27 protein-coding genes are annotated in these 25,721 nt (G+C 52.1%); 13 read left to right on the forward strand and 14 right to left on the reverse strand.

What is annotated here, in order from left to right; genetic code table 11:
• The first annotated feature begins 27 nt into the window (after positions 1 to 27).
• The 5 genes from IV04_RS18955 to ompL all read left to right on the forward strand — a co-directional run bounded on the left by IV04_RS18955 (position 28) and on the right by ompL (position 7,506).
• A complete protein-coding gene (locus tag IV04_RS18955) occupies positions 28 to 1,371 on the forward strand; it encodes an L-fucose/L-arabinose isomerase family protein (RefSeq protein ID WP_037403909.1) in 1,344 nt (447 codons plus the stop codon).
• A 53-nt stretch (positions 1,372 to 1,424) separates the two neighbouring features.
• Positions 1,425 to 3,452: an alpha-glucosidase gene (locus tag IV04_RS18960; protein ID WP_037403911.1), complete on the forward strand. Its 2,028-nt coding sequence runs from the start codon at positions 1,425 to 1,427 to the stop codon at positions 3,450 to 3,452.
• An 82-nt stretch (positions 3,453 to 3,534) separates the two neighbouring features.
• Entirely contained in the window at positions 3,535 to 4,932 is a 1,398-nt protein-coding gene (locus tag IV04_RS18965; protein WP_037403913.1) for an MFS transporter, read from the forward strand.
• 239 nt (positions 4,933 to 5,171) lie between these two features.
• Complete coding sequence (locus tag IV04_RS18970) at positions 5,172 to 6,608, forward strand: MFS transporter (RefSeq protein WP_037403914.1); 1,437 nt, start codon at positions 5,172 to 5,174, stop codon at positions 6,606 to 6,608.
• 202 nt (positions 6,609 to 6,810) lie between these two features.
• Positions 6,811 to 7,506 (forward strand): porin OmpL, encoded by a 696-nt coding sequence (gene ompL / locus IV04_RS18975; protein ID WP_037403945.1) that lies wholly within the window; start codon positions 6,811 to 6,813, stop codon positions 7,504 to 7,506.
• Positions 7,507 to 7,773: 267 nt separating this feature from the next.
• Here the strand turns inward: ompL and IV04_RS18980 are convergent, their stop codons facing one another.
• The 4 genes from IV04_RS18980 to IV04_RS18995 form a co-directional block, all read right to left on the reverse strand.
• Complete coding sequence (locus IV04_RS18980; RefSeq protein WP_037403916.1) at positions 7,774 to 8,232, reverse strand: type II toxin-antitoxin system HigA family antitoxin; 459 nt, start codon at positions 8,230 to 8,232, stop codon at positions 7,774 to 7,776.
• On the reverse strand, positions 8,229 to 8,540 hold the full coding sequence (locus tag IV04_RS18985; protein ID WP_037403918.1) for a type II toxin-antitoxin system HigB family toxin: 312 nt from the start codon (positions 8,538 to 8,540) through the stop codon (positions 8,229 to 8,231). The genes IV04_RS18980 and IV04_RS18985 overlap by 4 nt, the downstream gene beginning before the upstream one ends.
• A gap of 87 nt (positions 8,541 to 8,627) precedes the next feature.
• On the reverse strand, positions 8,628 to 9,314 hold the full coding sequence (locus IV04_RS18990; protein ID WP_037403919.1) for a response regulator: 687 nt from the start codon (positions 9,312 to 9,314) through the stop codon (positions 8,628 to 8,630).
• 17 nt (positions 9,315 to 9,331) lie between these two features.
• Entirely contained in the window at positions 9,332 to 10,924 is a 1,593-nt protein-coding gene (locus tag IV04_RS18995; RefSeq protein ID WP_037403920.1) for a sensor histidine kinase, read from the reverse strand.
• 327 nt (positions 10,925 to 11,251) lie between these two features.
• Between IV04_RS18995 and IV04_RS19000 the strand changes: the two genes are divergently transcribed.
• Complete coding sequence (locus IV04_RS19000) at positions 11,252 to 12,607, forward strand: 2-hydroxycarboxylate transporter family protein (protein ID WP_037403922.1); 1,356 nt, start codon at positions 11,252 to 11,254, stop codon at positions 12,605 to 12,607.
• 56 nt (positions 12,608 to 12,663) lie between these two features.
• Here IV04_RS19000 and IV04_RS19005 read toward each other — a convergent pair whose 3' ends face one another.
• Positions 12,664 to 13,095, reverse strand: a complete 432-nt coding sequence (locus IV04_RS19005; RefSeq protein WP_037403923.1) for a carboxymuconolactone decarboxylase family protein — start codon at positions 13,093 to 13,095, stop codon at positions 12,664 to 12,666.
• A 100-nt stretch (positions 13,096 to 13,195) separates the two neighbouring features.
• Between IV04_RS19005 and IV04_RS19010 the strand changes: the two genes are divergently transcribed.
• Positions 13,196 to 14,629: a PLP-dependent aminotransferase family protein gene (locus IV04_RS19010; RefSeq protein ID WP_037403924.1), complete on the forward strand. Its 1,434-nt coding sequence runs from the start codon at positions 13,196 to 13,198 to the stop codon at positions 14,627 to 14,629.
• Between the two features lie 63 nt (positions 14,630 to 14,692).
• Here the strand turns inward: IV04_RS19010 and IV04_RS19015 are convergent, their stop codons facing one another.
• Positions 14,693 to 15,004, reverse strand: a complete 312-nt coding sequence (locus IV04_RS19015) for a YqjD family protein (RefSeq protein ID WP_037403946.1) — start codon at positions 15,002 to 15,004, stop codon at positions 14,693 to 14,695.
• A 255-nt stretch (positions 15,005 to 15,259) separates the two neighbouring features.
• On the opposite strand from IV04_RS19015, the gene asr reads away from it, so the two are divergent.
• On the forward strand, positions 15,260 to 15,673 hold the full coding sequence (gene asr, locus IV04_RS19020) for an acid resistance repetitive basic protein Asr (RefSeq protein ID WP_037403926.1): 414 nt from the start codon (positions 15,260 to 15,262) through the stop codon (positions 15,671 to 15,673).
• Between the two features lie 125 nt (positions 15,674 to 15,798).
• Here the strand turns inward: asr and IV04_RS19025 are convergent, their stop codons facing one another.
• Positions 15,799 to 16,512 carry a hypothetical protein gene (locus IV04_RS19025; protein WP_037403928.1) on the reverse strand — a complete coding sequence of 238 codons (714 nt, stop codon included), beginning with the start codon at positions 16,510 to 16,512 and terminating at the stop codon, positions 15,799 to 15,801.
• Between the two features lie 12 nt (positions 16,513 to 16,524).
• Positions 16,525 to 16,824 (reverse strand): hypothetical protein, encoded by a 300-nt coding sequence (locus IV04_RS26860; protein WP_037403930.1) that lies wholly within the window; start codon positions 16,822 to 16,824, stop codon positions 16,525 to 16,527.
• Positions 16,825 to 16,976: 152 nt separating this feature from the next.
• Between IV04_RS26860 and IV04_RS19035 the strand changes: the two genes are divergently transcribed.
• A complete protein-coding gene (locus IV04_RS19035; RefSeq protein WP_037403932.1) occupies positions 16,977 to 18,002 on the forward strand; it encodes an AraC family transcriptional regulator in 1,026 nt (341 codons plus the stop codon).
• Here the strand turns inward: IV04_RS19035 and IV04_RS19040 are convergent.
• Positions 17,972 to 18,418, reverse strand: a complete 447-nt coding sequence (locus IV04_RS19040) for a DUF1198 family protein (RefSeq protein WP_037403933.1) — start codon at positions 18,416 to 18,418, stop codon at positions 17,972 to 17,974. The genes IV04_RS19035 and IV04_RS19040 overlap by 31 nt on opposite strands.
• A 69-nt stretch (positions 18,419 to 18,487) precedes the next feature.
• Positions 18,488 to 18,829 (reverse strand): MbeD/MobD family mobilization/exclusion protein, encoded by a 342-nt coding sequence (locus IV04_RS19045; protein WP_037403935.1) that lies wholly within the window; start codon positions 18,827 to 18,829, stop codon positions 18,488 to 18,490.
• Positions 18,830 to 19,017: 188 nt separating this feature from the next.
• On the opposite strand from IV04_RS19045, the gene smrA reads away from it, so the two are divergent.
• A complete protein-coding gene (smrA, locus tag IV04_RS19050) occupies positions 19,018 to 19,590 on the forward strand; it encodes a DNA endonuclease SmrA (protein WP_037403936.1) in 573 nt (190 codons plus the stop codon).
• 105 nt (positions 19,591 to 19,695) lie between these two features.
• Here smrA and IV04_RS19055 read toward each other — a convergent pair whose 3' ends face one another.
• Positions 19,696 to 20,109, reverse strand: a complete 414-nt coding sequence (locus IV04_RS19055) for a DoxX family protein (protein WP_037403937.1) — start codon at positions 20,107 to 20,109, stop codon at positions 19,696 to 19,698.
• A 385-nt stretch (positions 20,110 to 20,494) separates the two neighbouring features.
• On the opposite strand from IV04_RS19055, the gene IV04_RS19060 reads away from it, so the two are divergent.
• The 3 genes from IV04_RS19060 to IV04_RS19070 all read left to right on the forward strand — a co-directional run bounded on the left by IV04_RS19060 (position 20,495) and on the right by IV04_RS19070 (position 23,409).
• Entirely contained in the window at positions 20,495 to 21,310 is an 816-nt protein-coding gene (locus IV04_RS19060; protein WP_037403938.1) for an inositol monophosphatase family protein, read from the forward strand.
• Between the two features lie 12 nt (positions 21,311 to 21,322).
• Positions 21,323 to 22,654, forward strand: a complete 1,332-nt coding sequence (gene uhpC, locus IV04_RS19065; RefSeq protein ID WP_037403940.1) for an MFS transporter family glucose-6-phosphate receptor UhpC — start codon at positions 21,323 to 21,325, stop codon at positions 22,652 to 22,654.
• Between the two features lie 275 nt (positions 22,655 to 22,929).
• Positions 22,930 to 23,409 carry a 2TM domain-containing protein gene (locus tag IV04_RS19070; RefSeq protein ID WP_037403941.1) on the forward strand — a complete coding sequence of 160 codons (480 nt, stop codon included), beginning with the start codon at positions 22,930 to 22,932 and terminating at the stop codon, positions 23,407 to 23,409.
• Between the two features lie 201 nt (positions 23,410 to 23,610).
• On the opposite strand, the gene IV04_RS19075 is transcribed toward IV04_RS19070, so the two are convergent.
• The 3 genes from IV04_RS19075 to IV04_RS19085 form a co-directional block, all read right to left on the reverse strand.
• Positions 23,611 to 24,537 (reverse strand): DMT family transporter, encoded by a 927-nt coding sequence (locus tag IV04_RS19075; RefSeq protein WP_037403942.1) that lies wholly within the window; start codon positions 24,535 to 24,537, stop codon positions 23,611 to 23,613.
• A 252-nt stretch (positions 24,538 to 24,789) separates the two neighbouring features.
• Positions 24,790 to 25,128: a DUF3617 family protein gene (locus IV04_RS19080; protein WP_161782105.1), complete on the reverse strand. Its 339-nt coding sequence runs from the start codon at positions 25,126 to 25,128 to the stop codon at positions 24,790 to 24,792.
• Positions 25,129 to 25,138: 10 nt separating this feature from the next.
• The coding region (locus tag IV04_RS19085) for an IS3 family transposase (protein ID WP_037403943.1) at positions 25,139 to 25,721 on the reverse strand (583 nt) is incomplete at its 5' end.

A 25,721-nucleotide genomic window follows, 5' to 3' on the forward strand; every position in this document is an offset into this window, starting at 1 on the left:
ATTTCACCGATTACTGGAAGCAATATAATGACAAATAAAGCAAAAGTCGGCGTATTGGCGTTAGGCCGCAACACCTTTGATGTGCCCTATGCACAAGAAATGTTGGCGCAAGCCTGGCATACGCTCGAAGGCATGGATGTCGAACTGGTGGGGGAACCGATGCTGCAATTTGATGCGGCATCGGCCCTGCAAGCGCTGCCCACGCTCAAGCAGGCAGATCTCGATCTGCTGCTGATCCTGCAAGTGACCTTTACCGATGCCTCGCTGACTACCGAAGTGGTGCGTGACTTCCCGGTGCCAACGGCGCTGTGGTCATTCCCCGAAGCGCGTACCGGTGGCCGCTTACGGCTGAATTCGTTCTGCGGGGTGAATCTGGCTTGCCATGCGCTGAGCCGTGAGGCGATCAAGGTGCAGACTTTGCACGGTCTGCCGAGTGATCAGCGTGTGATCAATGAATTACAGCAGTTGGCGCAGGCAGCGGCGATCGTCAAGCGTTTCAAACAGGCGAAAGTGATGGTGATCGGCGAGCATCCGCTGGGTTTTGACGCCTGTAACTACAACCAGCAGCAACTGAAACAACACTTTGGCGTGGAAGTGACGCGTCAGCCAGTGCTGGAGTTTATCGACGAAGTAAAAGCGTTGCCAGACAGCGTGGCCGATGCGCCTTATGCCCGCCGCGCCAAAGACTTCTCCAATCTGGCCGAAATGGACCAGACCGCCACCCGTAAAACTCTCAAGGTTTACTCGGCCCTGCGTGAAAAAGCGCAGCGCGAAGGTTACAACGGCATTGCCGTGCGTTGCTGGCCGGACTTTTTCACCGATTACGGCTGTGCCGCCTGCGGCGCGCTGGCGCTGATGAACGAAGACCAAGTGCCGTGCGGCTGCGAAGCCGACATGTTTGGCGTGCTGTCCTCACTGATGGCGCAGTGGGCTTCCGGCAATGCGGCGTTCAACACCGATCTGGTGGATATCGATCCGCAGGACAACAGCGTGGTGTTCTGGCACTGCGGCCAGGCGCCGATTGAAATGGCCGATCGCGATGGCCCGGTGCAGGCCACTATTCACTCTAACCGCAAGCTGCCACTGCTGTCTGAGTTTGCCCTCAAACCTGGGCGCATCACGCTGTGCCGCATTACCCAAGGGGAGGGCAAACTGCGCCTGATGCTGGCTGGGGGCGAGATGATCAAGGCTCCGCTGGCGTTTTCCGGCACCGCCGGGACGGCCCGTTTGGATGTGGATGCCGACACCTACCGCCAGCGGTTAATCGCCGCCGGGATGGAGCATCACACTTCGCTGGTGTACGGCGAACATCGCCCGCTGCTGCGCAAAGTCGCTGATTTGCTGGGGCTGGACGTGATCGAACTGACCTGATGCATGGAAACGCTTTGGGAAAATACCGCATTTAACCTTTTGGAGAATTAAAGATGACTTCTCAGCAAGGCTTGGAACTGACGCAACACGCAGGTGGCTTCACCCTGACTTTTCAGCAGCGCGTGCTGCTGCGCCATACCCCTGATGCACCCTGCCTGTGGATCGGGCGCGGCAAGGCGGATATCGACATGTTCCGTGGCAACTTCAGCATCAAAGATCAGCTCAGCGAAAAACTGGCGCTGGCCGAGGTTCACATCACCCCGCAGGGGCAGGGCTGGAACATCCGTTTCAGCCGTGGCGATGTGGCGCACAGTACGCTGCACATCACCACCGATGCGCAAGGGCGGCTGGAAATGCAGTTGCACAATAGCGATCAGACCAACAACCGTATGTGGTTGCGTTTGGCCGCTCAGCCGCAGGATCACGTTTACGGCTGTGGTGAGCAGTTTTCTTACTTCGATCTGCGCGGCAAGCCGTTCCCATTGTGGACCAGCGAACAGGGCGTGGGCCGCAACAAGCAGAGCTATGTGACCTGGCAGGCCGACTGTAAAGAGAACGCTGGCGGCGACTATTACTGGACGTTCTTCCCACAGCCAACCTTTGTCAGCAGCCAGAAGTACTACTGCCATGTGGAAAATAGCTGCTACATGAATTTTGACTTCTCTGCCGCTGAGTTCCACGAACTGGCGATCTGGCAGGATCAGGCGGTGCTGCGTTTTGACTGCGCCGACAGCTATATCGGCCTGCTGGAGAAACTCACCGCGCTGCTGGGCCGCCAGCCGGAGTTGCCGGACTGGGTGTATGACGGGGTGATCCTCGGCATTCAGGGCGGCACAGAAGTGTGTCAGCAGAAGCTGGATCTGATGCGTGAACACGGCGTTAAGGTCAGCGGTATCTGGGCGCAGGATTGGGAAGGCCGCCGTATTACTTCTTTCGGCAAGCGCCTGATGTGGAACTGGCGTTGGGACAGCGAACTGTACCCCGAACTGGATAAGCGTATTCCCCAGTGGAAGAAAGAAGGCGTGCGCTTCCTTGGCTACATCAACCCTTATGTGGCGATCGAGAAAGAGCTGTATGCCGAAGCTGCTGAGCAAGGCTATCTGACCAAAGATTACAGCGGCAACGATTATCAGGTGGAGTTTGGCGAGTTCTACGCCGGGGTGGTCGATCTCACTAAACCGGAAGCCTATGACTGGTACAAGAACGTCATTAAAAAGAACCTGATTGAATTCGGCCTCGACGGCTGGATGGCCGATTTTGGCGAATACCTGCCAACTGACACCGTGATGCACAACGGCGTGGATGCGGAGATCATGCACAACGCCTGGCCTGCGCTGTGGGCCAAGTGCAACTACGACGCGCTGGTGGAAAGCGGCAAGCTGGGGGAGATCCTGTTCTTTATGCGCGCAGGCTACACCGGCAGCCAGAAATACTCGGTGATGATGTGGGCCGGGGATCAGAACGTCGACTGGAGCCTGGACGACGGCTTGGCCTCGGTGATCCCGGCGGCGCTGTCGCTGGCGATGACCGGCCATGGTCTGCACCACAGCGACATCGGTGGTTATACCACGCTGTTTGAGATGAAGCGTAGCAAGGAACTGCTGATGCGCTGGTGTGAATTCTGTGCCTTTACGCCGCTGATGCGCACCCACGAGGGCAACCGCCCGGACGATAACTGGCAGTTTGATCACGATGTGGAAACCATTCGCCAGTTCGCCCGCATGAGCCGGGTGTTTAGCGCCATGAAGCCGTACATCAAACAGGCGGTGGCGCTGAACTCGCAATCCGGTTTGCCGGTGATGCGCCCGCTGTTCCTGCATTACGAAGACGATGCCCACACTTACAACCTGAAATATCAATACCTGTTTGGTCGCGAGCTGCTGGTGGCTCCGGTACATGAAGAAGGGCGCAGCGATTGGACGCTCTATCTGCCGCAGGATAACTGGATCAACCTGTGGACCGGTGAACCGCACAGCGGCGGGTGTGAAGTGACGGTCGCCGCGCCAATCGGTCAGCCGCCGGTATTTTACCGTGCCAGCAGCGAGTGGGCCGGGCTGTTTGCCTCATTAAAAGCGTTGTAACTATAAGAAACTGTCAGCCGCCATTAGCTCAACCGGCAATGGCGGCAACCTCGGGACGGGGTGTTTTCCAAGGAGAATCACCATGAGTGAAGTTAACCAGGATCCAGTCAAGCTGACATTGCCGCTGCGCGAGAAGTTTGCCTATGGCATGGGCGATGTCGGTTCTAACCTGCTGTTATGTGTGGGTACGCTATACCTGCTGAAGTTTTATACCGACGTGCTGGGCATCCCAGCCGCATGGGGTGGGTTGATCTTCCTGATCTCCCGCTTTTTTACCGCCTTTACCGATATCGGCACCGGGCTGATGCTGGATTCGCGGCGCAATATCGGCCCCAAAGGCAAGTTCCGGCCATTTATTCTGTACGCCTCAATGCCGGTGGCGCTGCTGGTGGTTGCCAACTTTATCGGCGTTGGCATATCGCTCGACGTGCTGGCGAAAACGGTGATTGCCACGCTGATCTTTATGGCATTCGGGTTGTTTTTCAGCATGATGAACTGCTCCTACGGCGCAATGGTGCCTGCGATGACTAAAAACCCGCAGGAACGTGCGCAACTGGCCGCCTGGCGTCAGGGCGGGGCGACGGTCGGGCTGTTGCTGTGTACCGTCGGGTTTGTGCCGATCCTATCGCTGTTTGAAGGCCAAGCGCAGGTAGGTTATCTGGTGGCGGCGGCGATCTTCGCGTTTGTTGGCATGCTGTGCATGTGGTGGTGCTATTCCGGCGTTAAAGAACGCTACGTCGAATTGCCGAAACCGGGTGCGCCAAAGCCGGGCCTGCTGCAATCCTTTAAAGCGATTACCGGTAATAAGCCGCTGTTCGTGTTATGCGTTGCCAACCTGTGCACGTTGGCCGGGTTCAACATCAAGCTGGCGATCCAGATCTACTACACCCAATACGTGCTTAACGATATCACCCTGCTGTCTTACATGGGGTTTTTCAGCATGGGTTGTATTCTGCTCGGCGTGCTGCTGGTGCCGACGGTGGTGAAACGCTTTGGCAAGAAAAACGTCTATCTGGGCGGTTTGTCACTGTGGATCCTCGGCGATGCCATGAATTACCTGTGGGGTAATACCTCTACGCTGTTTGTGCTGTTCTCCTGCCTGGCATTCTTTGGCACCGCTTTCGTTAACAGCCTCAACTGGGCGCTGGTGTCCGATACCGTGGAATATGGCGAATGGAAAACCGGCGTGCGTTCTGAAGGCACGGTTTATACCGGCTTTACCTTCTTCCGTAAGGTTTCCCAAGGGTTGGCCGGTTTCTTTCCTGGCGTGATGCTGGCCTATATCGGCTATGTGCCTAACGTGGAACAAGGTGCCAGTACGCTGGAAGGGCTGCGGCAACTGATCTTTATCTACCCTTGCGGGCTGGCGGTGCTGACGGCATTGACCATGGGCCTGTTCTACCACCTGACGGAGAGGAACTACCTCAAGATTGTGGATGAGTTGGAAACCCGCAAGCGCAAGATGAACCCGGCAGTGTAGACAGAGGCAACCTGCAGCTCCGTTTATAGCAGGCCATCGCAGCGATGGGGAAACGGGTTAAAAAATAATAAAAGCCTATTCAGATAGGCTATCAGATTGCTGACAAAGCCCGTTATTAGGGAGAGCGTGCCGAAGGGGTCGTAGCGGCGTGAGCCGCCGGAGCGCCCCTCGGTGCGCTAGGCCCGGGTATCTCGGATTAACAGCCACTTTGTCATCAATCTCCTACGAGGACATGGTATATGGCCAACTCATTACCTTACAACGATCCCGTCACGCTGCGGCTGCCGCTGCGTGAAAAGCTGGCCTACGGCATGGGGGACTTCGGTTCTAACCTGATGCTGTGCATTGGCACGCTGTATCTGCTGAAATTCTATACCGATATTTTGGGATTACCCGCGATCTACGGCGGTGTGATCTTTCTGATTGCCAAGTTCTTTACCGCCTTCACCGATATGCTGACCGGCGTGTTGCTGGATTCGCGGCGTAATATCGGTGCCAAAGGCAAATTCCGGCCCTTTATTTTTTATGCTTCACTGCCAGTGGCTTTGCTGGCGGTGGCTAACTTTTTCAATAGCGGCTTCAACCTGAACGGCAAAACCATATTGGCCACCGTGCTGTTTATGTTGTTCGGCCTGTTTTATAGCCTGATGAACTGTGCCTACGGGGCGATGGTGCCTGCTATCACCAAGAACCCGCAGGAACGGGCGCAACTGGCTGCCTGGCGGCAAGGTGGGGCCACGCTCGGGTTATTGCTGTGCACTGTCGGGTTCGTACCGATCCAGTCGCTGTTTACTGCTCGCCCAGAGATCGGCTATCTGGCGGCGGCCATGGTGTTTGCTACCTGCGGCGTGTTCTGCATGTGGTGGTGCTATGCCGGGGTGAAAGAGCGCTATGTGGAAGTGGTACCGGATCACCATAAACCGGGGATCTTCAAGTCCTTCTGCGGCATTTTCAAAAACCCACCGCTGCTGGTGCTGTGTATCGCCAACCTGTGTACGCTGGCGGCGTTTAACATCAAGCTGGCGATCCAGGTTTATTACACGCAGTACGTGTTGCACGACATCCGTCTGCTGTCCTATATGGGCTTTTTCAGCATGGGCTGCATTCTGATTGGCGTACTGATGGTGCCAGCGGCGGTGAAACGCTTCGGCAAGAAGCGCGTCTATCTCGGCGGATTGCTGCTGTGGGGCCTGGGCGATGTGCTGAACTACGGTTGGGGCAACAGTTCCGTCTCTTTCGTGGCGTTCTCCTGTATGGCATTTTTTGGCACCGCGTTTGTGAACAGCCTGAACTGGGCGCTGGTATCAGATACCGTCGACTATGGTGAATGGAAAACTGGCATCCGCACGGAAGGCTCGGTCTACACCGGTTATACCTTCTCGCGCAAGATCTCCGCTGCGCTGGCGGGGTTGCTGCCGGGGATTATGCTGACGCAAATTGGTTATGTTCCGAATGTTGTGCAGTCACCAGCGGTGCTGGAGGGTTTGCGACAGTTGATTTTTATTTATCCCTGCCTATTGGCGATGGTGGCTGCAATTATGATGGGGGCTTTCTATAAATTAAATGAGCAACTATTTATGCAGATAATAAATGAAATTAATCTGCGTAAAAACAATCACGGTAAGGATATAACTTTTCAGCCGGTAGTTAACACACAAGCCATCAAAGAAGTTTAATTATTAAAAATAGCTATACCCAAAATAATTCGAGTTGCTTGTAGGCGGCAACTGAGCGAAGCCCCAGGAACTTACTCAAGTAAGTGACTGGGGTGAGTGAGGGCAGCCAACACCCAAGCAACTTGAAGTATGACGGGTATATACCGCCATGCGCGATTGCACGGCGGCGAGTTATTTTATCCAGACTATTTGGGAAATCAAAATGAATAAAGCTAAATTATTACTGTTGATTACGTCATTAATCGCTTCAGCCAGTGCCCAGGCCGGGCGCGCTTATCTGGAAACCCGTGAGGCATACAACACCGCTTCGGAATTGAATGAGGTTATCCTGCGCGCAGGGTATAATTTTGACGGCGGTGCCGGAGTGATGGCCACTAATGCTTATAATATCGGCAAATTTGATCAGTTGAACCATAGCTATAATGAGCTGGAGGGCTGGTATCCGCTGTTCCGCCCGACGGAGCAATGGACGGTTTCTTCGGGCGGATTGGTCAACGCCAACAGTGCTGGCTCCGGTGGGGCGCTTTATCTGGATAACAACTATAAATTCCTACCCATGTTTAATCTGACCGTGCGTTACCGTTATAACCGCAGTAATTATGACTCCATCGACTTTAACGGCCAACCGGCACGCAATGATACCCATGAATTTGCCAGTTACTGGAATTTTAAAGTCACTGACGAGCTTAACTATACCTTCGAGCCACATTACTTTATCCGGGTAAATGATTTCCACAGTAAAAATGGAAAAGGTCATCACTGGGAGATTACCAATAAATTCAGCTATAAAATAGACACCCACTGGATGCCTTATTTAGAACTGCAATGGTTAGATCGCTGGTTGGATTATAATGCAGAACAATACCGTATCCGTGTGGGGCTGCGTTATACCTTTTGAAAAATAGGGTTTACCCGGCTAAATAAGCTGGCCGGGTAAATTGGCAATATTATACCCGTCATACTTCAAGTTGCTTGGGTGTTGGCCGCGTGACTCGGCCCATGCTGGGCCTTGCCCCTTCGGGGCCGCCGCAAGCGGCGTTCAAATCTGCCAAGCAGATTTGTCATTCACCCTAGTCACATAGCTATCTATGCTCCTAGGGCTTCACTCAGTTGCCGCCTACAAGCAACTCGAATTATTTTGGGTATATATGTCACTCTTAAATGGCTAAATAAACAGATCTGCTGGAACATTAAAACGCGCAGCCAGAGCTTTTATATGTTGAACTGTTAATGCGCGGCGGCCATTCAAAATGTTGCTCACATTACTTTTGGACCCCAGTTCATCGGCCAGATCTGCTGGTTTGAGTCCATATTGGTCCATTAGAGTGCGTAAAGCTGCAATACCATCAGGGATCTCGGCTATACGGTGGTTGAAACTCTCAAATTCCGGTGCATTTTGTTCATATTCAGCTATTTTCGCCGCTAGCGGTTCAAACAACGGGTTGCTCAAATCATCCCTATCGATAAGGTATTCGATCAGTTCAAGGGCTTTTTTATACTCTGCCGCGCTTTTACCGCCTGCCATAAGCGGAATGCATTTCACTGCGTTGACGAATGTGGCGATCATGCCTTCTGCAGTAGTTGCATCGATGCCGTTTTTGCTGTTGTGAGATGCAATAGTCATTCTTTATGCTCCCTATAATACTTGGTTAACTTGTCGTATTCGGCATGAGTAATAATGTGTTTAACAAAAAGCTTATGTTTTTCAAAATCAATGAAAGCTATAAGACGCAATGTATTACCAGATACATCAATGACCCACCACTTTTTACGATGCTTGAAGTTGTCTAAAGACTGGATCACTGTTTTCATTTCGTCTGGGCTACCGAAATTATGCTTCTCCAAAACCCTCATCAAATCAAAAAGCGCCAGTTCGCTGTTCGGAAATTTATTGGCTGCCTCGTTAAACGGCTGTCTGCTGATCACATGCAACGTTAATCCCTCAACCTTGTTTTCAACTTGAAAACATTATACATCCATATGATTAAGTTTTCAAATTGAAAACTTAATCATTTCCCTTTAAACCTTACGATACAACCGCCGTGGATGGCCGATATTGCCGTATAGCATCTCGACGCGTACGAACTGCGTGGCGACACAGTGCTCCAGGTAGCGGCGCGCGGTGGTTTTGCTGATGCCGACCTGCTCAACGACATCTTCTACCGCATGTGCGACATCCGGTTGATTAATGAATAACGCCTTTACCAGTTCCAGCGTGTTGGCTTCGATCCCTTTAGTACCGGTTTCGCTAGAAAACTGTTTGGCGTGCAGGTTATACAGTGCATCAACATTGCTCTGATCGATCACTTTGAACGTGCGCTGCGTCTGAGCAAACTGGATAAAGCGCTCCAATGAATTGCGTAGCCGATGGTAAGACACCGGTTTGATAATATAGTCGAACGCGCCGTTGCGGATCGCCTGGCTGCAGGTGTGCATATCGCTGGCCGCAGTGATGAAGATCACTGAACAGGCCGGGTTTTTCACCGCCGCTTCTTCCATCAGTGTAATTCCTTGACCATCCGGCAGAAAATTGTCCAGCAGGATCAGGCGCGGTTGATGAACGTTAACTTTGGTTTTGGCTTCTGCCAGCGTGGCGGCATGGGCAATGACCCGCAGGTTAAAATTCTTCTCGAGAAATTCAGTATGCAGTGTGGCTAACTGCGGCTCATCTTCCACGATCAGAACGTCCAGTGTTTCATGTTGCATAGAGTGAGTCCGGGGGCTTAAGTCATGGGTATAAACAGAGAGAAAATAGCGCCGTGCGGATCGTTATCCGACACTTCTATATTGCCGTGTGCCTGTGCAACGTGGCTGGCCACCAGATGCAAGCCAATGCCGTGATCGCCTTTGTCTTTGGTGGTGACGCCTTGTTCAAACAGCGTATCACGCACTTGCGCTGCGATGCCGGGGCCGCGATCTGCCACTTCAATCACCAGTTCATTGCTGCTGTCATTAATATAGAGTTCTACCGCGTCGTGCGGCGCAGCACAACGCAGTGTGGCATCCACCGCATTATCCAGCAAGTTGCCGATAATCGACATCAGCTCGGTTTCGTTGAGTGATGCCGGGAGTTGGCGCAGCTGACAGGCCGGATCAAAACGCAGTTCAATGCCTTTTTCATGCGCGCTGGCGTACTTGCCCAGCAGCAGGCCGCATAACGCGGCAGAACTGAAGCGTTGAGAGATAAAATCGAGGATCTCCTGTGCACCTTCAGACTGAGTCTCCACGTAGCGGACAGCTTCGTCATAACGTTGCATATGCAGCAAACCGGCCAGAGTGGCGGTCCAGTTCAACTGTTCGTGGCGCATGATACGCAGATTATCGGCATAACGTTTCACCTGGCTGAGCTGGCTGCTGAGGGTATTGATGTCATTTTTGTCACGAAAACTGATCACCCAACCCTGCAATTCCTCTTCCTGCATGATCCTGACCCGGCTGGCGATCACCCGCGCGTGGTTGAAGCGGCACACTTCGTCGTGCGTATCCTGCTCTAACTGAGTAATGCTGAAGAAATCGGGTTGCGACTGGATCACTGCGCCGATTTCACGCCCCATCAGGCTGCTGGCCGGTTGGCGCAGATCCAGCAGCTCACGGGCGGCATGGTTGATGGTGATGATGCGCAATTGCGGATCGACGGCGATCACTCCTTCATAAATGGCTTCCAGCAGGGCTTTTTGCTGGCGCACCAGCAGCGCAATTTCTTTGGGTTCCAGGGAAAACATCTGACGCTTTAAGTTTTTGGATAATAACCAAGAGAAAATAAACAAAGCGATTAATAGCAGGACAATAGAGCCGACAATTTGTGTCAGAGTGTGGGTGTTTAAACTATCAATCTGGGATTTCAGATAACCTACCGAAACAATGCCAATCACCCGGTTATTTTCATCCATAATGGGGGCTTTGCTGCGTAATGAAACGCCAATTCCTCCTTTGCGGATAGAAATGATGCTTTTCCCTTCCAGGACTTCTTTATTATCCCCCCCTATCATTGGCGTACCCAGGAAATCACTGTGTTCGGAATGGTAAAGATGCATAGTGCGCTTATCACCGATCACAATATAACTGGCATCGCTGCGGGCACGGATTTTATTCATCAGTGCGGCAATACCGTCGGTATCATTATGTTTTACCGCATTGATCAGCGTTGGGATCAGGGCAATTTCCCGTGCCTGTAGTTGGGCGCGAGCCCCGAGATCGCGATGCAATTGCGCATCCAATTGGTAGTAGGTGTAAGCGCCAATTAACGTCAAGAGCATAGAGGAAAAGGCCACCAGGCAGAGAAACAGCTTGATTTGAAAAGAGAGTTTTATCCGCATGGCGTGTTACTGGCCTTGAAGTCTGTTTGAGCGTTTACCCTAGCATGAGACATGCTTAAAGTAATGTTGCTCCTGATCAAGTTGTGACTGCCTGCGCAGCTTTATAGTGCGGGTTAATAAGTGCATTGTCGTGCAATAAAGCCAGTAAAATTTAAAATGACAGTATTATTAACACCATTAACTCCACGCATTATTTTACATAACGCCAATTAACACCATAGAAACCATAACCACCATTAAAAACCCTGTTTAATTTTGAACACAATCACAGCGGTTAATCTGCGCATTTCTCTATGATGGCCGGACAAATAAATAAGAGGCCAGATTATGAGCACAACCGATGATTCCTACCTCGTTGCCAAAGATAAAAATCCCCCACGTTCGCTACGCGAAAAGTGGTGGCACATTCTGGATAATTACAAAATAGGTATTATTCCGCTGCCATTCTTTATTCTGGCCGGGGGACTTATTTTACTCGATTGTCTGGCAGGTAAATTACCCAGCGATATTGTGGTGATGGTGGCAACGCTGGCCTTCTTTGGTTTTGCCTGTGGTGAATTCGGTAAGCGTTTGCCGTTAGTAGGGAAAATGGGGGCGGCAGCCATCTGCGCCACCTTTATTCCTTCCGCGCTGGTGCATTATGGTTTGCTGCCGGATGTGGTGGTGGAGTCCACCACCAAATTCTATAAGTCGACCAATATTCTTTATCTCTACATTTGCTGCATTATCGTCGGCAGCATTATGAGCATGAATCGCCAGGTGCTGATTCAGGGGTTCCTGCGGATCTTCGTTCCTATGCTGTGTGGCGAAGTTGTTGGCATGTTGGTCGGGATGGGGGTCGGGATGGCATTAGGCTTGGAGCCGTTCCAGATCTTCTTCTTCCTGATCCTGCCGATCATGGCCGGTGGTGTCGGGGAAGGGGCGATTCCGCTGTCGATGGGGTATGCCGCCATCTTGCATATGGAGCAGGGTGTGGCACTGGGGCGCATTCTGCCGATCGTGATGCTGGGCGGTCTGACCGCCATAGTGATCGCCGGGTTGCTCAACCAGATGGGGAAACGTTATCCGCATTTGACCGGTGAAGGCAGCCTGATGCCAAGCAAACAGGGGGATAGCGAGATGCCTGTGGCTGAGCAGGCCAGTGGCAAGATGGTGGATGTCAGCACTATTGCCTGTGGGGCTCTGTTGGCGATTCTGTTGTATATGGTTGGGATGTTACTGAACCGGCTGATTGGCCTGCCCGCACCGGTCGGTATGCTGTTTGCTGCCGTAGCGGTGAAACTGGCGCACGGAGTCTCTCCGCGCATTCAGGAGGGGTCGCAGGTGGTGTATAAATTTTTCCGTACTGCGGTGACTTATCCCATTCTGTTTGCCGTGGGGGTGGCGATCACGCCGTGGCAGGAATTGGTCAATGCCTTCACCGTGCAGAACTTGATCGTGATTGTGACAACGGTGTGCGCGCTGGTGGGCACCGGTTTCGTTGTCGGCAAGAAGATCGGGATGCACCCGATCGATGTCGCCATCGTTTCCTGTTGCCAGAGCGGGCAGGGCGGTACGGGGGATGTGGCGATCCTGACTGCGGGTAACCGTATGTCGCTGATGCCATTCGCCCAGATCGCCACGCGTATCGGTGGCGCGATTAACGTTTCGCTGTCGTTGCTGGCGTTGTCACATTTCTTCTGATGTGTGGGTAGCCCCGCCTTCGACGGGGCTTTTATAGGCGGCGGGAGCCTAGAGGGTTATTGACGCATGCTGACGGCCAACCGGTTAAAGGCGTTCATGATGCTGATGGCAAAAGTCAGATCGCTGATTTCGGCGTCGCTGAAATGGGCTTTCAAAGCGGCAAAAGCGTTGTCCGGTGTTCCACTGGTGACGATCTGCGTGACGGATTCCGCCCACTCCAAAGCAGCGCGCTCGCGTTCACTGAATTCATGACTGACGCGCCAGCCTGCCAGCGTATCGAGTTTGGTATTGCTGGTGCCTGATTCGCGTAGCGCTTTGCCGTGCATATCCAAGCAGTAGGCACAACCGTTGATCTGCGAGACGCGCATAAAGATCAACTCGATGATCGCCTTATCCAGAGAACCCTGATCCAACCCGGTTAACGCGCTCAGCATGCCTTTGTAAGGCGCTGGTGACAGTTCGGAATACTTCAAACGCTGCTTACTCATGTTCAACCTCATGTATCGTCCAACAAATTGTTGAATGCTACTTTAGTGGCAATATGGTCTATGCTATAGGGGCATAAAATGATTATTTAACCAGGCCATAATGCGTCATATTCTCGCTTCTCTGCGGTTGGATAACCAACTGGCGGAACCGCTGTATCGGCAGATCTACCTGCGCATCAAAGATGCGATTACCCAAGGAACGCTGGTGGCCAATGCCCGGCTGCCTTCAGTCCGTGGGTTGGCAAGCGATCTGGGCGTGGCGCGTGCCACGGTAGAAAATGCTTATGCAGCCCTGGTTGCCGAGGGCTTTTTACAAAGTCGTGGGCAAGCGGGAACCTATGTGTCAGCACAATTGCTGGATCTTACGGGGCGCAGCACATTGGCGGCGATTGAACCTTTGCCGGTTATTGCCCCCCCAGCTTTTCGCCCCGAAAGGCAGATCCCGCCTTTTCAACTTGGGCTGCCCGCGCTGGACGTTTTTCCACGCACGGTGTGGCAGCGTATCGTTGCCCGGCAACTACGCAGCACAACAACTGCCGCCATGGCACACCCTCCTGCAAGCGGTTTGCCAGAGTTGCGAACAGCGATTGCGCATTATCTGCATCTTTCGCGCGGAATTGTTTGTCAGCCGGAACAGGTTTTTATCTGTGCGGGTTATCAGGCTTTACTGGATCTGATTATCAGCACACTCTTGCGGCCAGGAGATGCCGTCTGGCTTGAGGATCCTGGGTATCCGATCACGCAACCTTTGTTAAAAATCGCCGGAATGCAAACAATACCGATACCTGTTGATGATGAAGGGATGGATATTGCTGCCGGTATCGCTCTGCGGCCCGATGCCCGTTTGGCAGTATTGACACCGACCCATCAGAGCCCGCTGGGTATTTCCCTCAGCCTGGCGCGGCGTATGGCATTACTGGAATGGGCGCAGCAGCAATCGGCTTGGATCGTGGAGGATGATTATGACAGTGAGTTCCGTTATCACGGCAGGCCACTGCCACCGCTGAAAAGCCTCGATCGTCAAGGCAGGGTATTGTACGCCGGTACGTTCAGCAAAACGCTGTTCCCGGCACTGCGGTTAGCCTATTTGGTGGTGCCAGCCTGTCAGGTGGCGGCTTTTGAGGCGTGTAGCTACCTGCGTATGTGTGGTTGCCCACCGCTGATGCAGGCTGCGGTTGCTGATTTTATCAACGATGGGCATTTCTACCGCCATTTAAAGCGGATGCGGCCATTGTATCGACAACGGCGCGAATGGCTGGCCCAAGCGCTGGGGCAACGCCTGGCAAACGAGTTGACGGTGGTTGCGCAGGCCGGTGGTATCCAGTTGTTGGCACAGTTGAAAGCGGGGCTGAATGACCATGAATTGGCGCAACAGGCCTGGCAACAGGGGTTGGCGGTGCAAGCGTTGTCAAACTGGCAGATAGCTACCACCAGTGCGAACGGTTTGCTGATGGGGTTTACCAACTTCTCGCAATATGCAGACGTCGAACGGGTTGTCGCCAGGCTAGCAGAGGTTATCGGGCGTGGAAACTAAACGGCCCGCAGTTTCCTGCGGGCCAGACGCACATCTATTTCATCTTTTTAGCTACAGGGGTGTTTAACGCCGGGCGAGCAGGAGGCCGATGACGATGCCAACGGCGGCACCCATACCGACACCCTGCCAAGGTTTATCGCGAACGTAGCTGTCGGCATGGTTTGCCACGTCACGTGCATGTTGGGTCAGGTTGCTGCTGGAGTCGTTGAATCGAGCACGGGCATCGTGCAAAACGCTTTTTGCCTTGCGATGTAACTCACTGAGCTCCTCTTGGGTTTTGCTGGTGGAGTCGCGTAATACCTCATCCAGCGTATCGGCCAGCAGGGCCAGATCCTGATCGATGTCTCGTTCTATTTTTTCAGCTTTCTTGAACATCAGACTCTCCATTGCGGAACACATCGGATAATTATAGACCATTTTTTGAACGATGATGGCGGCCATCTTTAGCAACTGGCAGCAAGTTGGGTCTCTTGGGCTGAACAATTACCCCGCAGTACAGGGTCTAGCTGCTTTGTACATTTGGTTACTCGGCGAAACCAATCACTCACGGAAGCGCTGAATTGATTGCATTATTATCTGTTCAACGGCCCAACCGGGGCTTACCGAAAAACACTCTCTGAGGAACTAAAGATGAAAAAAGTATTAGCGTTGATCGTTGCTGCCACTATGGGTCTGTCTTCAATGGCTTTCGCTGCTGATACTGCAGCACCGGCTGCTGCCCCGGCAGCGACTGATACCATGGCTGCTCCAGCACATGGTGACAAGGCTCCTGCAAAAGCTACTCATCATAAGAAAGAGCACAAGAAAGCTATGAGCAAAGCTCCAGAGCAGAAAGCTCAGGCTGCTAAAGCTAAAAAGCACAGCAAGAAAGCCCCAGAGCAAAAAGCTCAGGCCGCTAAAGCCAAGAAACACAGCAAAAAAGCCCCAGAGCAGAAAGCTCAGGCCGCTAAAGCCAAAAAACACAGCAAAAAAGCTCCAGAGCAAAAAGCCCAGGCAGCTAAAAAGCACCACAAAGCCAAAGCTGCTGCTCCAGCCGCTAAATAAGTAAGGATGGCGGGCCGTTAACAGCTCCGCGTCATCAGCTAAGTATTCAGACACCCGGTTTACCGGGTGTCTTCTTTTTTGAAATATTCCTGACTAATCGCTTCTCTTTTACCCTTCAGCACACCTTATTCCGCAACTGGAGCAGATAACCACGGTTGCATAAAAGCCAGCACTGCGCTGATGCTGTGTTTATGGGCTTGTTCGCGCTGTAATGCTGCTGAAGTGCAGATAAAAGTTTCCCCTTCTTGCGCCAAAATCACCAAAGCTTTTGCATTACATTGCGGCAGAAAGTCGAAGTGATTGGCATTGGGTAGTGTTACTGCAGTAATTGCATGTTGACCACTGTATGCAGCCAGTGAGGTACTTCCCAAGCCATCATCAGCATTGCCCGGCATGTAGTGCTGCGCTGCGACGACCAGGAGTGGGGCACTTAACCGCCGCAGGCTGCTGGGTTGCAAATAAGGTACCATGCCTGGATCGAGTGCAACCGCAAAGTGGATTCTGCTGTCGGTATAGTTGGCATTGAACGCGGCCGTGGACACTTTATCCAGTTCTACTCCTTGGTAGAATTGGCAGTTTGGTGAATTTGGCAGGCGTTGGCAGCCCGTTGCAAAATCCTGCAAGGTGACTTGGCCGCCAATGGTTGCGATAGCGCTGTAGCCCCCCTTGGAATGGCCCATTACGCCAATTGACTGCGTGTTAATACGTGGGTGCCAAGTTACGTCACCCAGCATGGCGTCAATCAGTGCTGAAATATCTTGCGTCTGCTGCCAGAGAAGTATCGACTGCGCTGGAACTGAATTACCGCTAGTGCTGCCCGGATGATTAGCCGCGACCACGATCGCCCCTTGTTATACCAGCGCCTGTGCTAACCAGGCTTGGCTGCTATTGTTACCGCCACTGCCGTGGCTTAGTACAATTAAAGGAAAATGCCCGGTCGCAGGTAGTGCATCAGGCTGCGCATTAATGCCTGCAAAAACGAGCCTATCACCGACCATCTGTTGCGGGCCATTGGCACTGGTGGGGTAATAAATACGGCTCACTAATTGACGATCACCGTTATAAAACGTTTGTAAACGGCTGGCGGTTTGCCAGGGTGCAGCCGTTGCCACACTGCTAAACAGTAACCATAAAAACCACAGTTTTTTCATTATGTTTCCTTAATCAGTATGGGGGAAAACAACAGTGGCATCATTGTTCGCCATCAGCGACCTCGATCGCGATCCAGGTCGTTAACCGATTGTTTTAGCTGACGATGGCTTCTACACTCAATGGCTTTCCATAAATCGGTAATGAGGAGCTTATGCCGCTGATCCCTCTGTCGTTTTTGCTCAGCTTACTGTGTGTTGTTTTGCTCATACGTCTTGGCCGACCGCAACCCCGGCGTTGGTTGTTACAACTGCTGTTACTGATATGCGGTTGGCAAAGTTTGTTGGTGGGAATACGTTTTGGTTATCAACAACCGTGGGTGGTTTTATGGCAACCGTTGGGCGCAGCGCTGATCCCGCCATTATGCTATCTGGTGCTGATGCTTTATGCTCGTGGGCCAGTGGGGTGGCGCGATATCGGGCACCTGTTACTACCATTGTTGACGCTGTTGGCACAATGGAAAGCCTTGTTCGCGTTGGATGGGCTGATCGTTGTTGGCTACTTGGGTTATGGGGTTGCCATTCTGGGTTATTTGCGGCGTGGCGAGAATAGTTTGCAACAGGTTGCGCTGGCCGACAGTTGGCTGAGTTACCGGCTCTGGTGCGGTTTAGGTGGTTTGTTGATTATCAGTGGTTTTGCCGAGCTGGCTATCGCTCTCGATTACGCGCTGTTAGCGGGCCATCATGCTGGTGCATTGGCAGCTATTGGTAATGTGTTGGTGGTGGTCGGTGTGGCTCTGGTGCTTGGTCGTGGTCGGGAGCAACCGGAGCCGATAGAACCCCCTGTTCAGACGGCATCAGTCAGCGTGGCCCTTGATGCGGAGGAAGGCGAACTCTGGTTCCAACAGATTAATCAGCGGTTATTACAGGACGATCTGTATCTGGAACCGAATCTGAACCTGGCACGTTTGGCGCGCAAGACGGGATTACCCGCGCGTAAGGTGTCACAAGCGATCAATCAGCAGGCGGGTATGAATGTTTCGCAATACGTCAATCAACTGCGTATCCAACAAGCGGCTGAATGGTTACTCGGTAGCGAGCGCCCGATCACGGAAGTCATGCGGCAAGCCGGATTCAGCACAAAGTCCAATTTTAATCGCGAATTTTTGCGGGTTTATGGTGTCAACCCGAGCGAATGGCGTAAACGTAATCACCAACTAGTCAATGCCTCGCGGTTATAGCGCTCGTTATAGGCGCGGCGAAACTGTGCCAGTTCGAACGGATCCAAATCCAGCTCAGCGAAGTAAAACAGCGCTGCTTCGGTGTGCTCGGCGTGTAACTCGGGCGAGAGCCCTGCACGCAACAGTGTTTCACGCCATAGCCCAATCTGTTCGTCGTCCGCTTGTTTAACAAACGTCAGATAAATGAACAGCAGATAGGCAGCCTGATGCATCTCTTCGGTATAACCGTTATTCAGCATGCGGATAAAGGTTTGGCTGTTGCGGCTGCCCATTTCTTGCAGCATCGACTCAATCAGCATCGGTTTTACTTTCAGCAGATGGGCCAGCGAATCTATCGCCTTGCGGGTGTCGGAAGTCAGAATGCGGTAGCCAATAATAAATACCACGATCAGGGCGGCGATGATGATCCACGTCATTGATGATGTTTTACCGTCTTGGAACGCCAGAAGTTAATTGGCCGGAGACGCTGCACACAGCGCCTGAAATTATCGGTGTTGCTCGCCGCTAAAATTGCTGGTGTCATGCTGCTGACTATGGGCATAGCGATTGAAAGTAGCCGCATCTTTTGCCAGAGCGTCCAGATGTGCTCCCAGCATTTTTATCTGCTTGATCAGTGCATGCTGCTCCGGGACGGAACTGGCGGTATTCAGCTTGCGGATCAGTTGCTCATTCTGCATTCGTAATGCAACCTCACGCTGTTGGGCCTCTTCCAACAGCTGCTGCAGAGCCTGATAGCTTTGCTGCCATTCGCGGTGCTGTTTTTCAAAGCTGGCCTGCAACTCATTCATTGCATTCTGAAACTGGATATCCAGTTCACGCACTGTCATGGTTTTTTCCCTTTGCGGCACTCGATCATGGCATGCAGTATAGCGAAAATGGCTCAGAAGCTCACCCGTTGTGGGCAATTCGTGGCTTGCAACCTGTGCGGGGCGTTTTACAATCCTCTTTATTACCCACATCACAAGGAACCCCAGACCCTTTATTGACTGGCATAATTCCCTGAGAGTGAAGCGAAATGATCAACGAAGACAAAGGTTTTTTTGAGCAAGCGATGGCCGATGTAACCCCGCTATCTGAGGGGCAGCAGACGCTGTACTTCAAACCGCAGGATCCTGTCGACAAACGCGCCCGCCGCGAAGCGCAGGCGTTACGGCTGGAGAATTTCCTCAGTACCGGTTTTCTCGAGATTATTGCGTGTGATATTCCATTGGAATACAAGGGGGAAGGGATTCAGCAGGGCGTGTTGGACAAATTACGCAGTGGGCACTATGCGCCCCAGGCCAGCTTGAACCTGCTGAAGCGCCCGGTAGAAACCTGCCGTCAGGAGCTGTTCCGCTTTATTATGCAGGCGCAGCAAGACAGCCTGCGCTCGCTGCTGATCGTGCATGGTCGCGGGCGTGGAGATCAGAGCCATGCCAATATTGTGCGCAGCTACGTGGCCAAATGGCTGGCGCAGTTTGAGCAAGTGCAGGCGTTTTGCCGGGCTCTGCCGCGTGATGGCGGTGAAGGTGCCTGTTATGTCACGTTGCGCAAGTCTGCCGCAGCGAAGGCTGAAAACTTCGAACGCCACGCCAAGCGCAGCCGTTAAGCGTTGTCTGTTTGAACTAACAATCGGGAAAGCGCTGCGAAGTGCAAAGGCTTTTTTGCGATTAAGAGGCCAACGGCACGGTGAAACGCCGTTGGCTACAAAAGTTTATTGCTTAAACCATTTGTGATCGAGCGAGAAACGGCCTGCCCCGGTGACCGACAGCAGCAGCAACCCGGCGATAATACTGATATTTTTAAAAAAACCAATCTCATTGCCCAGCATTTCTGCTCCGCTCATCCGCCAGAATGGATGGCCAATCAGAGCTGTCCCCAACACATAAATCGCATAAATAATTGCCAATGGTCTGGTAAAAGCCCCCAGGACAATGGCGATACCGAAAATAAACTCAACGACTACGGAAACGATCGCTGCCAGATAGGGGAATGGCGTGCCATACCTCTCCATCGATGAGATCGTGGCACCAAAATTGGTCAACTTCATCCAGCCGAAAATAATAAATAAGACCATCAGCAATATTCTCGACAGCAGGATTGTGCCGTCTTTCAAACTTTCGCTCATCGTGAACCCCTTAGCCACTACGGAATGATGTGGTTGTACCTAATAAAGCCTAGAACAAGTTCACACTTTTTCTAGCCTAGGCAGAGAGATAGGCTTTATCCCTGAGGTTCATTTGCCTGTGCCGAGCAGTTTGTGTGTTGCCTGAATGATCATCCGTACCTCGAGATCCGGCGGAGCTATGCCGATTTCGCTACCTTCGCTAAAGAAATCCCTCAAGTATCTAACCCCCTTCAATACCATAGTGATGATTATGTTTAACAAAAATTAAACATAAAACATACATATAAGCGTTATGTGCTTCGTTCATCGGCGGCTTTCCCTTCCGTTAAACAGAGCCTGTCAGCCGCAATGTTGTTCACAAGAACCTGCAACTGGGAGCATGAATATGGAACTGAAACATTTCACCAGGGTCGCTGAATCCATCGCCGATCAGACCCGTCAATTAATTAAACAAGAGCGCCAACGTTACCTTTACGGTGGCCGGGAGTTTGAGACTAAAGACGATCTCAGCCCGGTCACCCAGATTGATCAGCAAGTTGAGCAACTGATCCGCGAACAGCTAAACCAGGCGTTTCCTTCCCATGGCATTTTGGGGGAGGAGTTCGGGGCCGAAGCCCAGAACGAAGAGTGGGTATGGGTAATCGATCCCATCGACGGCACTAAACAGTTTATTGCGGGCGTTCCGGTTTACGGCACATTGCTGGCGCTGTGCCACCACGGCCAACCGGTGGTCGGGATCATTGATATTCCGGCGCTGGATGAGCGCTGGGTCGGTATTACCGGGCAGCCCAGCACGCTGAATGGCCACCCGATCACGACTCGGCCCTGCCTGAATCTGGCAGAGGCTCTGATGTCCACCAGTAACACCGAGTTTGTGCTGCCTGAACATCGGGCGGGCTATAACCATCTGCTCAAAGCCAGCAAATGGCGGATCTACGGCGCTGCTTGCTATGCCTACGGTTGCCTGGCGGCTGGCCGCATCGATCTCAGCGTCGACAGCGGCGGTATGCGCGAAGTTGATTACTGCGCCATGGTGCCGATCATCGAAGGCGCAGGCGGCAAAATCACCGACTGGCACGGTGAGCCGCTCACCATGTATTCCAAATCCACCGTTGTTGCCGCAGGCGACCCGCGACTGCATGCGCAGGTTCTGGCAACGCTCTCCCACCATGGCAATTCACAACCTCATCTCTCTGCATGACAGGTGGACATTATGATCAAATGGATGAAATCAGCTCCGGTGCAGCCAGTGACTGCGGATGCCGAACAGGTTAACCACACCTATCGTTACTGGCGTATTCATATCATGCTCGGTATGTACGTCGGTTATGCGGTGTATTACTTCACCCGCAAAAGTTTTAACTATGTGATGCCAGAAATGCTGAAAGACTTGGGGCTGACAGTGGCAGATGTCGGCCTGATGGGGACGCTGTTTTATTTTATGTATGGTGCTTCCCGTTTTATTTCTGGAGTGATGAGCGATGCCGCCAACCCACGCTATTTTATGGGCGTAGGGCTGATCCTGACGGGGGTGATCAATATTCTGTTTGGTTTCAGCTCGTCGTTGTTTGCCCTGACGGCGTTCTGGATCGCGAATGCGTTCTTCCAGGGATGGGGATGGGCTCCTTGTTCCAAGCTGCTCACGACTTGGTACTCGCGCAACGAACGGGGCTTCTGGTGGGCCATCTGCAACACATCGCACAACGTCGGCGGGGCGGTGATTCCGCTGCTGGCTGGGGTACTGGCCGTGAATTACGGTTGGCGCTACGGGATGATTGTGCCAGGGCTGATTGCGATTGTTAGCGGTTGCTTCCTTTGTTTTCGTTTACGCGATCGCCCGGTAGCTATGGGTTTGCCTACCGTGGGCCAGTGGCGAGCGGATCCGCAAGAACTGGAGCAAGAACAAAGCAGCAGCAAACTGCCGCTGATGGCGATTTTAAAACGCTATATCTTCACCAATAAATACATCTGGCTGCTGGCGATCTCCTATGTGTTTGTCTATGTGGTGCGTATTGGCATTAACGATTGGGGCAACCTGTACCTGATACAGAATCATGGCTATTCGCTAGTGAAGGCTAACTCTTCTTTGACCATGCTGGAGGTCGGGGGCTTTATCGGCACCATCGTGGCAGGGTGGGGCTCGGATAAGCTGTTTGCCGGTAACCGGGTGCCGATGAATATCATTTTTATGATTGGTATTTTTGTCAGCGTGCTGTTGATCTGGTTGTTACGCATTGATAGCTATCTGTTTAATGCCACCTGCTTCTTCTTTATCGGCTTTTTTATCTTTGGCCCACAGATGTTGATTGGTATTGCCGCGGCAGAGTCTGCGCACAAAGATTCTGCTGGGGCGGCAACCGGGTTTGTCGGCATCTTTGGTTACCTGGGGGCCGGGTTGTCTGGCTGGCCGCTGGCTAAAGTGCTCGAAACCTGGAGTTGGGATGGCTTCTTCTTGGTGCTATCGGCAACGACCATGGCTTCGGCTCTGCTGCTGTTACCGTTGGTGGTTAAGCCACGGCGGGTAGAACCGGCAACTGCCAGTTAAACATTGGGGAAAATCGCTCCTCGCAGTGAAGGGGAGCGATACTGCAAGGATAAACGGGTGGTAAAAATTTTATCAAAGTGTCTGTTGTAGATTACTGCGCCTTCTCTCTGAATCGAAAGTCATCCCTCCTTTTACCTATTATCCGAGTGGCGGAACTGTGCTTTACTCTGCTGTCGGTAAGGTGTCAGGTTACTGTCGGGTTGCTGACCTGTTGCTGTGAACGCCTTCAGCGCATAGTGTGCGAAACCTCCATTCGCCTATAAAGGATGATATCCATGAGTCAGAATTGCATTAAACAACTGCGGCTTTCCAGAGCCTGGTCACAGGAACAATTGGCGGAGCTTTCGTCCCTCAGCGTGCGCACTATTCAGCGCATTGAGAATGGTGAGCAGGCCAGCCTTGAGACACTCAGCGCTATTGCTGCCGTATTTAATATCAGCGTGACAGAGATTTCTGGAAGCGGAGAGCAGCCCTATATTGAGCAACGTGATAATGCGCTGGATCAGCAGATTGAAAACGCCAAGGCTCGGGTTGCCGCAGAGAGCAACTTCTACCGCAACCTGCTGGTTTATGTGGTAGTGAACCTGTTTTTGTACGCCATCAACCACTTTATTACCCCGGCTAGCATCTGGTTTGTTTGGCCGTTGGCCATCTGGGGAACATTTATTCTGCTGCAAGGAGCAAAAGTCTTTTTCTTGCAAGACTGGTTGGCCCGCTGGCAGCAGGAGCGTTTGCAGAAAATACTGCGAAAATAATGGCGGGTAGGTTTATTGCTGTTGATGACGCAAGAACAGAGTGAACCCCCGCAAATAGCAAGGGTGAGCCGTTAAGAGCCAATAACGCGGGTTTGTGGCCCGCGTTATCACCGACCCTAAGCATTACATTGATAACCCTCCCCCCGCTGCAACAAGGATTTTGCCGCGGGGTTTTTGTGCTTAACTGATCGGCATGATGCTTTAGGCTTGTTTAATTCGGTTTACCAGCCAAATACCGCCACATACCAGCAGCAATGCCAGAACGTTGCGCCATTCCATAATACTTTCATTGAGGAAGATGGCAGAAAGTACAGCACCGGATACCGGAATCAGGAAGTTGAAGGGGGCGACCATTCCCACACGGTTGTATTTTAGCAATAAGCTCCACAGGGCAAACGCCACGGAAGACAATAAAACCAGGTAACCCAACAGCAGCAGCGCCTGCCAACCGAATTCCGTCAATTCGCCGCCAAACAGATAGCCACCCAGCGTGAGCACCAGGCCGCCGATGGCAAGCTGATAGCCGGTCATCACCGTGCTGTCGATATGTTGAGAAATACGTTTACCATAAATCGTTGCGGCAGAGAGGATAAAGGCAGCCAGCACTACCGAGCCTTCGCCCATCAACGTGAAGGTGAAATTGGTGAGGTCGGGGCTGAAATTGACCACCATTACGCCAGCAAAACCCAGTATGCAGCCAATAATTTTATTGAAGCTTAACCGATCGTTTTGGTAGAGATAATGCGCCAGCAGCACACTGAAGAAAGTACTGGTCGCATTCATAATGGAACCCGCGACACCGGTGGTGTACGCCAAACCAATATAAAAGAACACATACTGCAGTGACGTTTGGGTTAAACCTAACAGAGTCATCTGCTTGTAATGTATTGGTTTCATGTTGGTGATTGATTTGCCGCTGGCAACGGCAAACATCAGCAACACGAGCCCAGCCAGCAAAAAGCGGTAACCGGCAAACACCATTTTGCTGGGGATATCATCTGGCGAGATATTAAACAGTTCATAGCCGTTTTTGATCGCCGGGTAGGCACTCCCCCAGAGGAGGCAACAGAAGGTGGCACCGAAGAAGACAAATTTTTTATTGGTGAAAAGAAGCGGACTGCGTTCCACAAAACATCCCTTTTAAAATAAAAATGAAATACCGTTTCGTTATAGCGAGATCTGCCTGAAAAGTCCTGCTTAACTTCACTTTTTACCCGCTTTTGGTGCCATAAACCCTAAATGTGCATGAAACAGGTTTTTTCCCTGTATGAGCGGTGTTTTGAATCGATGTGCTCTGGGGCGTTAGCAACAAAGCGCCAGATGGGCTGGCGCAAAACAACCTGGTGCCTCAAGGGGAAAGTCTTTTAGTGCGAATATGGCTTAGTGGCATTCGCCAATTCGTTTTCCATACATATGCATATCGATAAAATAAGATCCTGCCTGGGCATGAGTGCCGTCTAAGCGTCCTTTGAGATCGTAGCTTGTGCTGGTGTACACGCCGCTGAGTTTGCCTTTAGATTTCCCCTCTTCGTTAATGCACGCAAGCCCCATCTCCAGCTTATTGCCTGAGGCCATGTTCCACGAGGTGATTTTGCAACCCGAATCTTTAAAGTTTGACGCCATTGCAGCGCGCGCATCTTTCGCTTGCTCGGCTGATACGCACTGTTCGTCTTCATCATCCTCGGGGGAGTTGGACAGTGCTTGCCCGTTGAGCATCATAGTGTAGTGGTCAACTAATATTGGCCACCGCATTAGACTGTTCATGGAACAGCCGTTCTGATTCATTTGGCGTTAAGCCGCCATTGTACCAATGGGGTCTCAGTTCACTGTAATACCCTATGATATAGCGGGTAATCGCATTTTTAGCCTCGATAACGCTTTGATAACCCCTGGTGGGGAACCATTCGGTTTTCAAGCTCCTGAAGAACCGTTCCATCGGGCTATTATCCCAACAGTTACCGCGCCGACTCATACTCTGCTTAATCTGACAACGCCACAGCGCCTGGCGGTATTTACGGCTGGTATAGTGGCTTCCCTGATCACTATGGAACATGACCCCAGTAGGGCGACCACGTAACTCCCACGCCATCTGTAACGCCTTCACGGTCAGTTCCGTATCAGGTGAATAGGACATTGCCCAGCCAACGGGCTTGCGGGCAAACAGATCCAACACAACAGCAAGATACGCCCAGCGCTTACCTGTCCAGATGTACGTCACATCACCACACCAAACCTGATCTGGTCGGGTGACAGCAAACTGACGTTCAAGCAGGTTAGGGATATCAATGCGCTCACTTCCACCTCGTTTATAG

Origin of the sequence: Serratia sp. Ag1 (genome assembly GCF_000743355.1) — a bacterium.
Lineage (GTDB): Bacteria > Pseudomonadota > Gammaproteobacteria > Enterobacterales > Enterobacteriaceae > Chania.

Bases quoted from the DNA above. Each gene is read 5' to 3' on its own strand.
- IV04_RS18955 (WP_037403909.1), top strand. From the start codon at position 28: ATGACAAATAAAGCAAAAGTCGGCGTATTGGCGTTAGGCCGCAACACC.
- IV04_RS18960 (WP_037403911.1), top strand. From the start codon at position 1,425: ATGACTTCTCAGCAAGGCTTGGAACTGACGCAACACGCAGGTGGCTTC.
- IV04_RS18965 (WP_037403913.1), top strand. From the start codon at position 3,535: ATGAGTGAAGTTAACCAGGATCCAGTCAAGCTGACATTGCCGCTGCGC.
- IV04_RS18970 (WP_037403914.1), top strand. From the start codon at position 5,172: ATGGCCAACTCATTACCTTACAACGATCCCGTCACGCTGCGGCTGCCG.
- ompL (WP_037403945.1), top strand. From the start codon at position 6,811: ATGAATAAAGCTAAATTATTACTGTTGATTACGTCATTAATCGCTTCA.
- IV04_RS18980 (WP_037403916.1), bottom strand. From the start codon at position 8,232: ATGACTATTGCATCTCACAACAGCAAAAACGGCATCGATGCAACTACT.
- IV04_RS18990 (WP_037403919.1), bottom strand. From the start codon at position 9,314: ATGCAACATGAAACACTGGACGTTCTGATCGTGGAAGATGAGCCGCAG.
- IV04_RS18995 (WP_037403920.1), bottom strand. From the start codon at position 10,924: ATGCGGATAAAACTCTCTTTTCAAATCAAGCTGTTTCTCTGCCTGGTG.
- IV04_RS19000 (WP_037403922.1), top strand. From the start codon at position 11,252: ATGAGCACAACCGATGATTCCTACCTCGTTGCCAAAGATAAAAATCCC.
- IV04_RS19005 (WP_037403923.1), bottom strand. From the start codon at position 13,095: ATGAGTAAGCAGCGTTTGAAGTATTCCGAACTGTCACCAGCGCCTTAC.
- IV04_RS19010 (WP_037403924.1), top strand. From the start codon at position 13,196: ATGCGTCATATTCTCGCTTCTCTGCGGTTGGATAACCAACTGGCGGAA.
- IV04_RS19015 (WP_037403946.1), bottom strand. From the start codon at position 15,004: ATGTTCAAGAAAGCTGAAAAAATAGAACGAGACATCGATCAGGATCTG.
- asr (WP_037403926.1), top strand. From the start codon at position 15,260: ATGAAAAAAGTATTAGCGTTGATCGTTGCTGCCACTATGGGTCTGTCT.
- IV04_RS26860 (WP_037403930.1), bottom strand. From the start codon at position 16,824: ATGAAAAAACTGTGGTTTTTATGGTTACTGTTTAGCAGTGTGGCAACG.
- IV04_RS19035 (WP_037403932.1), top strand. From the start codon at position 16,977: ATGCCGCTGATCCCTCTGTCGTTTTTGCTCAGCTTACTGTGTGTTGTT.
- IV04_RS19040 (WP_037403933.1), bottom strand. From the start codon at position 18,418: ATGACGTGGATCATCATCGCCGCCCTGATCGTGGTATTTATTATTGGC.
- IV04_RS19045 (WP_037403935.1), bottom strand. From the start codon at position 18,829: ATGACAGTGCGTGAACTGGATATCCAGTTTCAGAATGCAATGAATGAG.
- smrA (WP_037403936.1), top strand. From the start codon at position 19,018: ATGATCAACGAAGACAAAGGTTTTTTTGAGCAAGCGATGGCCGATGTA.
- IV04_RS19055 (WP_037403937.1), bottom strand. From the start codon at position 20,109: ATGAGCGAAAGTTTGAAAGACGGCACAATCCTGCTGTCGAGAATATTG.
- IV04_RS19060 (WP_037403938.1), top strand. From the start codon at position 20,495: ATGGAACTGAAACATTTCACCAGGGTCGCTGAATCCATCGCCGATCAG.
- uhpC (WP_037403940.1), top strand. From the start codon at position 21,323: ATGATCAAATGGATGAAATCAGCTCCGGTGCAGCCAGTGACTGCGGAT.
- IV04_RS19070 (WP_037403941.1), top strand. From the start codon at position 22,930: ATGAGTCAGAATTGCATTAAACAACTGCGGCTTTCCAGAGCCTGGTCA.
- IV04_RS19080 (WP_161782105.1), bottom strand. From the start codon at position 25,128: ATGATGCTCAACGGGCAAGCACTGTCCAACTCCCCCGAGGATGATGAA.